The sequence below is a fragment of the endosymbiont GvMRE of Glomus versiforme genome (assembly GCF_003546845.1).
In genome coordinates this window covers 33,881-46,756 of record NZ_NWVA01000001.1, presented here as the reverse complement: position 1 = coordinate 46,756, position 12,876 = coordinate 33,881, and the positions used below count along the sequence as shown (strand labels likewise).

Genomic DNA, 12,876 nt, shown 5'->3' with positions numbered 1-12,876 from the left:
AACTACTAAACTCCATTCAGTCTTAAAATATAATATATGGAACTCGATAGCAATAATCATTCAGTTTTCTTACTCTGATACATTCTGTATTCGTAGTTAAATATCGGAGAAAAGTCATTAATAAAACCATTTCTCAAAGGCTTAAAGAAATCTTTGAATACATTGCCCCTAACTATCACTTTCCAAGAATGAAACCATGACGGAGACCATATTCACTGCTTATTCAAGGCTCACCCTAACTCTCAATTAAGCAAGTTCATTAATGCTTACAAAGCTGCTTCCTCACGATTGATTAAAAAAGAATACCCAGACATTAGGGAGAAATTATGAAAAGAATATTTTTGGAGTTGAAGTTTTTGCTTACTAACAACAGGAGGAGTTTCAGTAGAAGTGATTAAAAAATACATTCAAAATCAAGGTCAAAAAAGTTATGAAAAAATCTAAACAAGAAAAGAAAAATATTCTAACCATTACTTATCAAGCAAAAATTAAAGCTAACCAAGAAACTAAAAAACAACTTCAATTCATTTCCAAAGGCTGTAATTTTGTCTATAATTGAGCTTTAACCAAGAGAATTAAGTGTGATAAACAAGGATTAAAGCAACCTAGTAAATATCAACAAGCCAAAGACTTAACCGACTTAAAAAAACAGCCAAATTGTAATTGATTAAATAAGATACCTGCTTGAACTCTCCGAGAAGTAGTAGCAAATAGAGTTCTCAACTCCTGAAAAAAATATGAGGAAAAAAAGCAGGTTATCCAAGAGAAAAAACTGAAAATGGCTGACATGACAGTTTTTCGATCCAACAATCAGGCTATCAAATTAAAGATAACCAGTTAATTCTATCCCAAGGAAACCATGAGGGTAAAAGACAACCCAAAATAATTATTCCATTTGAATTAACCAATCCTCTAAAAGGCGAGACAAAAATAATCAACGTTTCGTGAAAAAAGAACCAGTGAACTCTAAATATTGCTTGCGATATTGAAATCCCTCCTCAAATGCCTTTAAGTGAAATTAAGAAAATGCTTGGCATAGATAGAGGAGTTAGAAAAATACTGGCTATTTCGGAAGGATGAAAACTCTTTAATCCTGAATACTGGAACAAAATAGAAAAGAAATATATTGAATTCCAAAGGTCATTAGACCGAAAAGTTAAAGGTAGTAGTAACTGAAAAAAAGTAAAATCAAAGATGTCAAGCATGGGAAAGAAAACTAGTAATCGAATGAAAGATTTGTGCCACAAAACTTCAAGGGAACTAGTGGATAAATCTGATTTGCTGGCTCTTGAAAAACTAGAAACTAGCAAAATGGTTAGCAAAGAAAACAAAAAGGTCGGCAAATGAACCCGAGATGGAATGTTGAAAGCCTGTTGAGGTAAATTGGCGTTCTTTATCGTTTACAAGGCGAAGGGTGCTGGTAAATGATACATGTTTGTAAGTCCAAGCAATACAAGTAAAAGATGTTCCAATGCCAATTGTGGCAAAATCAATAAAGAGTTAAAAGACGAAGAAACTTTTCTTTGTCCTAGTTGTGGCTATAAAGAGGATAGAGATGTTAATGCTGCCAAAAATATCCTCTGAAAAGCCCAAAAGAAATTAGGCTTAATTAAAACGGGCTAGGGATTAGCCTCGGGCATGTTAATTGTGTAATTAATTCACAGTTAACCTCTACGAAACTCCTACTTCAAACTCGTAAGAGTCAAGTAGGGGTAGTTCATTTTAAAAAATTCCTAATAAATTTAGGCAGATCGTTTTTATAATTAGGATACAGATACTTACATTTTATAACCTTTCATTTGTGTAAATTAAACAATTAAATCAAGTTGGAAAATGAACACAGTCGAAAGAATAACTTTTCGCTTTTGAGACATTTAGACAAATGTTATGAATAAAAATAATATATAGTAATGGAACCAAAAAATGAACTAGAAAAGCAAGCAATTTCTTTTGGCGAGCCAGAAACCAAAAAAATAACTTATGAAGTTAAAGAGAATGGTCTTTTATGACCTTATTATCAAGGAAAAAAAGCTTGAAGCCCAAGTTCTTTGATAGAAATTTTAAAATTAATTGAGTATGGAGATAAACAAATACCAGAATATGTTTTGCGAAAAGCAGCTGATAACGGCAAACTTTTTCACCAAATCATTCAAAAGTTTGTTCAAACCGGCAATAGTCCTACCCAAAAAGTTATTAGTCTCAGTGTCCAAAAAAAACTTAAAGAGACAATTTGTTTTTTAGAGCAAAATAAGAAAAATTTGGGTAGTAAACGCTTTCTTAGAAGTGAGAAATTACACCATACTTTTTACAAAGAAGTTTTAATTGCTACTTACGTTGATTTAGAATTTGATGACTGTATAGTAGAATTGAAAACTAATAACATTAAAATGCATGAAAGTCCCTTAACTCTTTTAGCATTTCAAATTCAGTTATTAATTCAGCATTTATGCACCAAAAAAGAAGTTTATTTACTTTGGAGCACTGGTGATGGAGTAATTTTTCACCGCTTTCAGGCTTCTCCAAGTTTATTTAAAATTCTTGATCTCCTAATTGATTTGGTAAAAAAGAAAGACACTTATACTTTAAAAGAAAAAAGAGCCATTGTAGAAAAAATTTTGCTTGATTATGTTCCTCATCGACTAATTGATCTTAACTAAAAAGAAAAATTTTTGCTCGTTTTCATTAATTTATAATAAGCCAAAATCCCGATCATAGCAGCATTGTCAGTGCAATATTTTCTTTGCGGAAGAAATAGTTTAATATTTTTATCTTGGAGAAACTTCTGAATGTAGTCAGTTAAGTATTTATTTGCTATTACCCCTCCGCCGAGAACAACAGTATTAATTTTATTTTCATTAAGGAACTTTTTAATTTTAAAAGTCAAGATTTTTGCTAAAGTATGTTGTAAAGAATAAGCCAAGTCATTAATGTTTAGTTGTGTTAGATTATTTTCAAACTTTTTTCGCTCAATTATTCGTCGCACAGCAGTTTTTAAACCACTAAAACTAAAATCAAAAGTATCATCTAATTTAGTTAAAGGTAAAGGATAAGTATTTTTTCCCCTTAAAGCCAATTTTTCGATAACCGGTCCTCCGGGATAAGTATAACCTAAAAGCAAAGAAACTTTGTCTAAGCATTCACCAACCGCATCATCTAAAGTTTGCCCTAGCAGTTCAAAATCTAAATGCTTTTTTAAATAATAAAGTTGAGTATGCCCACCACTAATTACTAAGGCTAAAACCGGAAATTTTCACTCTTCTGTGTTTTCTAACAAACTGGCATAAATGTGTCCTTCCAAATGATTACAAGGAATAAGCGGTTTATTTAAATAAAGAGCAAGAGTTTCGGCAATTACTTTGCCAATTTGTAAACAAATAACTAATCCTGGTTTTTCCGTATAAGCAATATAATCAATTTTTTCTTGCTCGATTTGAGCCTTTGCTAAAGCCTTTTTTAAAACTTCTTGCATGTTTTCTAAATGCAATTTTGCGGCTAGGTCAGGAACTATCCCTCCGTATTTTTGCTGTTCCCAAATTTGAGAAATGGTAATGTTGCTTAAAACTTTTTTGTTTTCCAAAACGGCAATACTAGTTTCATCACAACTAGTTTCAACAGCAAGAATTATCATAATTAAAAAATTTTAAAATCATTTTGTTGTTAACTTTCTGAAGCCCTTTTTTGTGAGATTTCATTCTCATCTGTAATTTTGCCTACCAAGTTTTCTAAAATATCTTCCAAAGTAATAATACCGATGAACCTCTTTTGTTTATCAACCACAATAATTAAATGTTGACAAGTTTTTTGACAAGTTTCAAAAGCAGTGTTTAATTTAGCATTTACTTCCAGATAATTAATTTTTTTTTCAATAAATTTTTGTCAATCATCGTGCTTATCTTTCATTTCTAAACCAAGTGTTTTAAAATTTAAGATGCCGACCAATTCTCGTTCTTCGGAAAGGACAGGGTAGCGGGTATAATGATATTTATAATAAATTTGTTGAATTTCCTTAAAAGTCATTTTTGTGGAAAGTAAAATTACTTTTTTACGGGGTCTAAAGTGCTTTGCAATACTCTCTTCATCAAAATTAAAGGCTGCTTTTAATAAACGGACTTCTTGGGCTTCAAGAACATTTTCCGCTTCTAAATTACCTATTAAACGAATAAGATCCTGTTCCCGATAAGGAGAAAGTTTTTTTTCTTTGATTACCCAACGTAAAGGTCAAGCCATCATTCGAGTAATTAAATGAGCCGAATTAAGAAAAAAGGAATTAAGTATTCGACGCTTAGCAAATTCCCTTTCAGCGAGATAACGCACAAAGATTTCAGTGAAAACAACTAACAAAAGAATAGTTAATATTTCAATAACTCAACTCCATGCTTCCTGGCTAGGAAGAGTAATAAGAGTCTGTCCAAAAAAGCCGCCAAAGATAATTCGCGAAATGACAACATTCAAAACCACTGATAAGATTGAAGTTCCTACAAAAAGGAAGTAATTATTTTTAATAATATAAATAAGTTTTTTGACTTTTTTTCTTCTTCGGTTAACTTTCGATAAATCAACTTTGGAAATATCAATATCAGAATACAGGGAGGAAATAAAGTTTAAGAATCCAGTAATAAATAACAATAAAAAAATCATTATAATATTTGCGAAGATATTTAATACTTCTCCTTGTTTTTCTGCGAGGAATTGAGTTTGAGACATTATTGGATTTTTTGGATGATTTTTTCTAAATCACTAATTTTCTTTAATTCTTGGTCCAGCAAGAGAATTATTTTAGGCAAGCGGGCAAATTTTTTTGACTTTGCAAGATGTTTTTTAACGACAGGTAAATAATTTTTGCTAATAAAATTAAGATATTTTTGGTCTTTTTCATTGGTGAAAACTAAGTAAACTTTTAAGTTTTCAGCCTTGGTGCTTAAAGAACAATAACTAATGGAAAAAAGCGGTAACTCTTTTTGCTGAATTAATTTTTGAAAAATGAGAGCAATTTCCCTGGTGTATAAACTTTCTAACCTAGCGTGGTGAAAATTAGTTTTAACTAACATCTTCTTCCTCCCAACAATAACTAATAATTTGGTCTTTTTCTTGAAAATCATCAAAGCCTTCTAACACTATTCCACATTCTTGACCTTTCTTTGCTTCACTTGCTTTTTCTTTTTCCACTTGTAAACTTTTAATCTTTCCCGAAAAAATTTTTTGACTTTTACGAAAAACATGCACTAAACTATTACGTTCGATCTTTTCGTCGATTACTTTGCAGCCAGCAATGTTTCCGATTTTGGAGAAATAAATTATTTTTATGACTTCGGCAGTTCCTAATATCTTTTCTACTTGCTTTTTTTCTTTGGTTCGTTGGATTAATTTCTCAAGTTTTTCTTCTACTTCATAAATGATGTCGCTCTGAAATCATCTGAGTTGGTTCTCTTTGAATCTTTGATGAGTTTCTTTACTTAATTTTAAGTTAAAGATGAGCAAATAACTCCGAGTGATTTTTGCTAAATTAATTAATTGGTCGGGAATGTTACTGACGGAACTGGCAATGATTTGAAAAGATAAATCATTAATGGTCTTGTTTTCAACTAGGTCAGTAAGCACTTCCAAAGCGGCTTGGGTATCAGCAATTACTAATAAATTGATGACTTTTTGTTTTTCGATTTCGGGATTTAACCAAATAGTTGGCTGGTTAGAAAAATCAATCTCGCTTCTTTCTTTTTGATAATCACTTAATAATTTACTGATTTTTTTGCCCACTTTGTCATCAGAAATAGTTAAAAATTTTTCTCCAACCTCGGCAAGAAAATCTAAGCCAATTACTTGCACTGGGTCGCCAGGAAAAGCTTGGTTAAGGATTTTTTTTTGAAAATCAGTCATTCTTTTAATTTTTCCTATTTTTCCATTAGTGAGAAGTAAATCTTTTTCTCGTAAAGTACCATTTTGAACCAAAAGAAGAGCAATTTTTCCTAGTTTTGAACTTAATTTGCTGTCAACAACCAAACCACAAGCCGGTAACTGCAGATTGGCTTTTCATTGATAAATTTCATTCGTTAAGAGAATATTTTCACAAAGTTGGTTGACGTCTTCTTTTTTTCGAGCACTGCCAGAAATGATTTCCATGGGAGTCAAGCCTTGCCCTTGTAATTGTGATTTTAACTTAATTAAATTAACTTCATTATCTGTTTCGGCAGGTCTTTTATGATTAAAAAAAACGATTACTGGTAATTGATATTCATGGAGATAATTAATAATTTCTTTAGTTTGAGTCATTATGCCACTTTTGGCATCAATTATTAGTACCACTAAGTCAGTTAAGGAAATCCCTCGTTGACGCATTTTAATAAAGTCGCTATGTCCAGGAGTGTCACAAAAAGTTATTTTCTTTCCTTGAAAAATTACTTGATAGATGCTGATTTTTTGGGTAATGCCACCTTTTTCTTCTTTTTGAACTTGGCTGCCTCGAATAGTATCTAAAAGAGTAGTTTTACCGTGGTCAATATGCCCCATTATGCTGACTACTGGCGGACGAGAAACTAAATTTTCTTGCTGGTCAATTTGGTGAAGATACTCTTCGATAATTGAATTAAAAGAAGAATTTTTTTGCTTTATAACTTTTACCCCGTGACTTTGACAATAACTTTTGATTAGTGGCAGTGAGAGATTTTGTTCCTGATTAACGATTACTCCTTTGTCCCAAAAGAAAGTGATAATTTGTTTAGCGGGAACTTGAAAAGCCTGGCTTAAATCAGTTAATTTCAAATTGCCAGCATAAAAAAAAATTTTATCTCTTATTTCTTGCCAATTTTTGGCAAATAATTTATTTTCAAGTAATTCCAACAATAGTTGATTATTGTCTTGGGTCATATTGGCATTTTTCAGAATAAGTTTTAGTTCTTTCTTGCCAGCCTATTTTATCAGGTGTTCAAAGAATGACGACATTTTGTTCCTTTATTTCTTCGGGAGTTTGGACGATAATTTTGGTTTTCAGGTAATCTTCAATTAATTGAATTATTTTGCCTTCTGAGGCTAAACTTAAACTCTTTTGTTCTGGTGAAACAACCACTATCAGTTCTTTTTTGCCCTGTAATTTGCAAAGATAAAGGACAGTAGTTGGTAAAAGAAGTTCGGCAATTAACTCGTTTCTGTTTTCTTTTCACTCCGCAAATTCAACTCTTTCTTTCTCCATTTCCTGCTTAATGATTCTAACTCGTTCTCCTCCTTTTCCAATGCAAGTACCTTTCGCATTAATGCGTGGGTCTTTGCTGGACACAATTATTTTACTAATTACTCCTGGTTGGCGCAAAATGTCTCGAACAATTACTTCCCTTTTCTTGATTTCGAAAATTTCAATTTCTAATAGTTTTCGTAAAAACTCTTCATCACGACAAGCAAGATTAACAGCGTATTCACCTTCTTTTTTTACTTCTTTAATTAAAAATCTTCTTTGTTGTCCTACGTTAGGGGCTTTTTGGGATAATCATTCATCTTTATTTCAACAACCAATTCCTTTTCCTTCTAGTAAACTTACTAAACAATAATGAGGATAAACTTCTTGAACTATTCCTTCCAGAATTTTTCCTTGTAAAGGCAAAAATTCTTCATATCATCTTTTTTGCTGGCTTTTTTGTAAGGAAAGGCGAAATTGTGGCAAGATTTCTTCATAAGTAGTTATTTTTTTCAAATCTAATGGTAAAAGCAAGCAATCTTCTTGAATTTGGGCTTTTTTTTCTTGAAACAATTCATTTTCAGAAGTGATTTCTTGGCTTGGGTCATTAATTTTCTCCACAATTCGATAAACTTGATAAGCCAAAAATTGTTTTTCTTTTTCATCAAAAGTTACCCGTAATTCTTTTGGATCATTGGCTTTTTGTCGATAAGTTTCTTGGATGGCGTAAATAAACAATTCAATAACTTGGCTTTCTGCAATTTTTTCTCTTTCCGCCAAACTTTTGATTAGTTGATAAGTGGTGTTGTTACTGTTCATTATAAATAAGTTTTATTTTAAACTTGGTACGCCTAGGAGGATTCGAACCCCCGACCCTCTGATCCGAAGTCAGATATTCTTTCCGCTGAACTATAGGCGTAGACTTAAAAATGCAAACAAAACAAAGATTTTTCATTATTATATATTTTAATGATAACGCAACAACTTCCAAATCAAACGAATTATTTAAACTCGTTTTCATAATATAATATTTTACAACTTTTTATATTTTTTGTTTCAATTGAAAATCAATCAAATTATAAATTAACATTTAACTTCACCTTATCAATAACATTAAATAGGACATGTTGCCTACTTTCGAAGTCGGCAAATCTTAATATATTACTGTCTAAATCCTCTAAATATTCTCGCACTAATTCTTTTAAACCTTGATTATCTAACAATCTTTTATTTTTTCTTTCACTTCTTCTAAAATCCTCATTAGTTAAACAAATCTCTTCGGTTCATCTTGGCGCAGATAATTTATTATTTCCCTCACTGACAAAAAAATATTTACCTGTTCTTAATTGGCGACAATAATAAAATCCTTGTAATTTATAAAGTATCTCATAATTGTTCGGCAAATCAATAATGCCTAACTTTTCATTAGGTAAGAAAAAATTGTTTCACTCTTTATCAAATAATTCTCTTTTGTGTTCGGTAGCGAAAAGGAATAATAAAGATTTCTCTGTTTCTCCTCTTAAATTTTCTTCCTCAACTTCTATTCTAATTAACTTTTCTTTTCATAATCTTTCTTTTAATTCTTTTAGGTTTTTATTTAGATAACTATTAAAAGGTTTCATAAAAGGTCCAAATCTATCGTAAGGATTGGCAACAAATATTTTTCTGGGTAGTCTTTTCTTTAAATTTGGTCGTTCTCTTCACGCACTTCCATAAAGTTCATCGTATAAAATATCTTCATCATCCAAATATTTTAAATTGGTTTTGTCCTTTCCTTTTGGATTAGGTATCGCTTCATCCATAAAGATATCGGTGTTTTTGTCTAGTAGTTCACGGGCATCTTCACTTTTATAAAGTTCGATAAAATGTAAACGCATTACTTTTTTATATTTAATGCCTCTGGTTATGGCTTCTCATATTTCCTCAAAGTCTTTACGCTTATATTTATTTTCCGAATATTCAAAACAATATTTATCCAATATTTTTCGTCAAGGTTCTAATGAAGATTTACGAATATTATCAAAATTACGCCTTAATCAAATTAATTCGCGGTCAGTTTTGGTTATTCATTCTAGTATTTTTACTTTGACATTATGGCTTTTGCCTGTTCCGCGAGAAGTAATGATAATTAAAGTTAGATAATTTACTAATTCATCTAATAAATCACTGAATTTTTGATAGATTTCGGCATATCCTTCGGGGAAGATTAGGTTATTTGTCATATTTTCTAATAATTTCTTTTAATTCTCTTATTTCCTCTTTTAATTCGTTTATCTGTTTTTGTTCGCTGCCGTTTTTTTCTTCTAAAACTTTTATTTTTTGTTCGTTTTGTTGATGTTTTATTTCGTGTTGTTTGTCATGTTTCTCTAATGTTATACTTTTTTTATCTATTTTGGCTTTATAGTTCAAGAACATGGCAACTATTCCTAAAATTGCCATAGTTAAAGTAGTTATTGCCACTGTGCATCCTGCGTCCATATTAATTTTCCTCCTCCACTTCTTCTTCATCTTCGTTTTCGCTTTCTTCTTCGCTTTCACTTTCTTTCTCGTCCTCTTTTTCTTTTTCCTTCTCTGGTTCCTTTTCCTTTTCTTTCTCTTTTTCGGTCTCGTCTTCCTTTTCGGTTTCATCTTCTTTCTCTTGTTCGTTTTCCTTCTCCTTTTCCTCTTCCTGTTCCTTTTCTTGTTCTCGTTCCGCTTCTTTTTCTTTGTCTTTTTCAATTACGCCAATACCGCTTTCCGTTTCGTCCTCTTTTTCCATTTCTTCTTCATTTTCCACTTCCTCTTCAATAATTTCCTCTTCTAATTCTTCGTCTCGTTCTAATTTGTCGGCATCTATTTCTTGCGTTGTAGTTTTTTTCTCTTTAAATACACTTTCTCTAATTGTTTTAGTAATAGTTTCGGTTTGGGTTCATTCAAAATCAATATCTACTGTGCCATCACCAACACCTTTACCCCCTCCACCACGCATACTGATTTTAACTTTGATAGGATTTTTACTGTTTAATTCTCCGCTTTTTTCTGGTCCCGTTCATACTTTCCAAAAGTATTTATAAACTCCTGCGGGAATAGTAAAGTCTTTGGTTCATCCTCCGCCATAATTTCATCCACTATATCCACTTCCTCCTTGTCAGTTTGGAGTTTGTTGTAATAATCCTAATAATACATCATTTCCATTACTATCTTTAATATATGGTGAATTAGTAAACAATACTCGATTATCATGTTTAGTTATATTGTCAAAACTGTCGGCATGGTCGGTTTTTTGAACTTCTTTGGTTTCAGTTATAGTTTTTTCAATATATTCTTCTTCCGCTTCATAAGTATCTCATTCATTACCTCCTGATTTTACATAATCTTCTTGTCGTTGATAATCAAGTTTCGGGTTTTCTATGTCCTCGCCACCATCTAACCAATAACCTCTATTCATAATATCGCTAAAAAATCCGTCATAATCATTCCTTAATATCACTCCTCGCCATTTTCAATAACCTAATTTGCGGGTGTCGGTTCCTTTTTCCTCATCCTTTTTGCCTTGGGTTCAACTGGCTAAACTGTTTCATTGAAAAGGTAAATAAAGTATTTTACATTTATTATTCGCTCAACAAAGATTATTAAATAAAAGTTCGGACATTTCCACTCGATAGAAAAATACTGGTTCGCTTAAACGGGTAAAAAATTCGTTTAATGAATAGTGAAAATCAATGGTGTTTCCGTGAAACATTTTCGGTTCTACTGATTTATTTAAAGTATCGAATAAAGTTGATTTAAACATTCTTTCGGTTTGGGCTTCTTTGGTAGGATTTTCTTTTAATTGGTTTTCTTCTTGCCTTAAACTATCCATTACAATTCCCGCGGGGTTAATTCCTAAACCTGTTCCTAAAATTTGAAAAGAAGTGATAATTTTTAAAGGGGCAAAATTATCCTGAAACGCACCAATACATTTTATCTCACATTTGACAATTATATTTTGGAATTCTCAACGATAAACTAAAACGCCTGGGGCATGGTTGATAAAGAGTTTGTAGGGTAAAATAAATTGGTCTTTTTCTTTATCATATCTAATACCTATAAACTGACCGTTGGCGGTCATAGTGATATTATTGAATAGATAAAATTGAAAAGTGGTATGGTCTCATAAATGCGGTTGTTCTTTAAATCACCTTTTATAAGATTTGGCGACTTCGGCTTCATTCTTACTAACATATTGTTCTTCGGTCTCTTTAAAAATAACTTCCTCGTGGTCTTCCATCTTCGAAAAAAATGCCTTGCCGTCATTATGTTCTTGTGGTCCAACTGTTAAAAATACTTTTCCTCCTAGAACATCATTAAGAAGTTGTTGGATTTCCGCTTGTGGGTCCATTGTTTCATCATAGGTTTCAGTTTCAGTAATGGTTCCTTCACCACCGCCACCTTCTCCGCCTGTTTTTACCGTAGTTTCTTTGGTAATTTTCTTACCTCTGATGAATTTAATAAGAAGTTTAAAGATACCTGTTATTGGATTTGATTTTAGGGCATCCATTATCGCATTACGGTCGGCAAGTTGATTTAAATAAATATCAGTAGGAATACATAAACCTTCGCTTTGGTCGCCTCTTTGTTTTTTAACCGCTCAAAATGGATTATTGTTGATATCAGGATTATTGGCAACATTTTTCTTTCCTACGGGGAACGCTCTAAATAAACTAAATCTTGGTTGATAAGTTTTAAATTCACTCTGATAAGTCCGCTTAATTCCTAATTCTCCGCAAAATTCATAATGCATTCTGGCACTTTGCATTAAATTCTTGGGTGTTCCGTCTTCTTCTAAAATTCCTTCTTTAATTATTGGTCCTTGTTCTAATATTCCTCTTCCTTGGCTTCTTTGTCAATTTCAGTAATATAAAGATAACGGGCATTTTCTCGCTCTAATTCAAACTCATAACTGATAATTATTAACATACTGAAAATCAATAATAAAATAAAGTTGTTTTCTTCACAATATCGCTAAATCAGGGCGGTTTAAGTCATAACTTTTTTGAACTTGTTCGGGTCCTAATCCATCTTTTTTTGTTTTTAATTCTTTTAATTTATCGTATTCTTCTTGGTATAAATGTTTATGTTGGCTTTTAATAAATTCATCAGGGTCATTACTTTTTCCTAAATTATGAATACTTTGGCGATATTCTTTTAATATTTTTTCTTTATCATCCTGTAAACTTTCCTCGGTTTCTTTGTTTTTACCTTTACTGGTTTCGCCTTCTTTTATAAATTCGGCAGAAGGAAAATTAATGATGTCGGGTTCTTCTTCTCATTCTAAATCTCTTTCTTCTTCATTATAGCTATAATATCCTCTTTCTCCTGATAATTCTTTTCATAATTCGTCATCGCTTCTTCTCCATTCGGCTCCTAACTTTTTCTTTATCTGTCTTAATAAATCAAATTGTTTTCAGTAAATATCGGCGGGCGGTCCATAAGAATTACGGGTTATTAATTCTATTTCGTTATTCTCATTCTTAACTATTTTACAATTATATTCTCCAAATTCAGTATTTTTATATCATTTTGTCCCTTCATTATATCTTTGGTAATGAGGGATATAATAATAATCTTTCGTTCATCATGGGCGTCCTTTGGAGTACACAAATTCAATTAAATTATATTTTTGTATTCAATGTTCGGGGTTTACTCGAATATCGCTTAAATCTCTGATTAATTTTGGTTCTTGGCTCTTCATA

General features: G+C 31.6%; 11 protein-coding genes, 1 tRNA gene and 1 pseudogene. 4 read left to right on the top strand and 9 right to left on the bottom strand.

What is annotated here, in order from left to right; genetic code table 4:
- Positions 1-36: 36 nt before the first annotated feature.
- From tnpA to GvMRE_RS00255, 4 genes and pseudogenes are all read left to right on the top strand, one after another.
- A pseudogene (gene tnpA, locus GvMRE_RS00270) lies at positions 37-444 on the top strand (IS200/IS605 family transposase).
- On the top strand, positions 431-841 hold the full coding sequence (locus tag GvMRE_RS00265) for a hypothetical protein (protein WP_147409266.1): 411 nt from the start codon (positions 431-433) through the stop codon (positions 839-841). The pseudogene tnpA and the gene GvMRE_RS00265 overlap by 14 nt, the downstream one beginning before the upstream one ends.
- Positions 727-1,623: an RNA-guided endonuclease InsQ/TnpB family protein gene (locus GvMRE_RS14070; protein WP_342766876.1), complete on the top strand. Its 897-nt coding sequence runs from the start codon at positions 727-729 to the stop codon at positions 1,621-1,623. The genes GvMRE_RS00265 and GvMRE_RS14070 overlap by 115 nt, the downstream gene beginning before the upstream one ends.
- Positions 1,624-1,910: 287 nt before the next feature.
- Positions 1,911-2,657, top strand: coding sequence for a hypothetical protein (locus GvMRE_RS00255; RefSeq protein ID WP_147409264.1), 747 nt, complete (start codon positions 1,911-1,913; stop codon positions 2,655-2,657).
- Here the strand turns inward: GvMRE_RS00255 and tsaD are convergent.
- From tsaD to GvMRE_RS13320, 9 genes are all read right to left on the bottom strand, one after another.
- Positions 2,654-3,628 carry a tRNA (adenosine(37)-N6)-threonylcarbamoyltransferase complex transferase subunit TsaD gene (gene tsaD, locus GvMRE_RS00250; RefSeq protein ID WP_147409262.1) on the bottom strand — a complete coding sequence of 325 codons (975 nt, stop codon included), beginning with the start codon at positions 3,626-3,628 and terminating at the stop codon, positions 2,654-2,656. The two genes, GvMRE_RS00255 and tsaD, sit on opposite strands and share 4 nt — an antisense overlap.
- Before the next feature lie 29 nt (positions 3,629-3,657).
- The gene (locus GvMRE_RS00245; RefSeq protein WP_147409260.1) at positions 3,658-4,704 is read right to left on the bottom strand and encodes a CBS domain-containing protein; all 1,047 of its coding nucleotides are present in this window, start codon (positions 4,702-4,704) and stop codon (positions 3,658-3,660) included.
- Positions 4,704-5,048 carry a ribosome-binding factor A gene (locus tag GvMRE_RS00240; RefSeq protein ID WP_147409258.1) on the bottom strand — a complete coding sequence of 115 codons (345 nt, stop codon included), beginning with the start codon at positions 5,046-5,048 and terminating at the stop codon, positions 4,704-4,706. The genes GvMRE_RS00245 and GvMRE_RS00240 overlap by 1 nt, the downstream gene beginning before the upstream one ends.
- Complete coding sequence (locus tag GvMRE_RS00235; RefSeq protein ID WP_147409256.1) at positions 5,038-6,861, bottom strand: translation initiation factor IF-2; 1,824 nt, start codon at positions 6,859-6,861, stop codon at positions 5,038-5,040. The genes GvMRE_RS00240 and GvMRE_RS00235 overlap by 11 nt, the downstream gene beginning before the upstream one ends.
- Positions 6,845-7,981, bottom strand: coding sequence for a NusA N-terminal domain-containing protein (locus GvMRE_RS00230; protein WP_147409255.1), 1,137 nt, complete (start codon positions 7,979-7,981; stop codon positions 6,845-6,847). Before GvMRE_RS00230 ends, GvMRE_RS00235 begins: the two co-directional genes overlap by 17 nt.
- A gap of 24 nt (positions 7,982-8,005) precedes the next feature.
- A tRNA-Arg gene (locus GvMRE_RS00225) sits at positions 8,006-8,081 on the bottom strand.
- Between the two features lie 157 nt (positions 8,082-8,238).
- On the bottom strand, positions 8,239-9,384 hold the full coding sequence (locus tag GvMRE_RS00220; RefSeq protein WP_147409253.1) for a phage DNA encapsidation protein: 1,146 nt from the start codon (positions 9,382-9,384) through the stop codon (positions 8,239-8,241).
- The gene (locus GvMRE_RS00215; protein ID WP_147409251.1) at positions 9,374-9,640 is read right to left on the bottom strand and encodes a hypothetical protein; all 267 of its coding nucleotides are present in this window, start codon (positions 9,638-9,640) and stop codon (positions 9,374-9,376) included. Before GvMRE_RS00215 ends, GvMRE_RS00220 begins: the two co-directional genes overlap by 11 nt.
- Position 9,641: 1 nt before the next feature.
- The gene (locus GvMRE_RS13320) at positions 9,642-12,875 is read right to left on the bottom strand and encodes a hypothetical protein (RefSeq protein WP_172575188.1); all 3,234 of its coding nucleotides are present in this window, start codon (positions 12,873-12,875) and stop codon (positions 9,642-9,644) included.
- Position 12,876 lies beyond the last annotated feature (1 nt).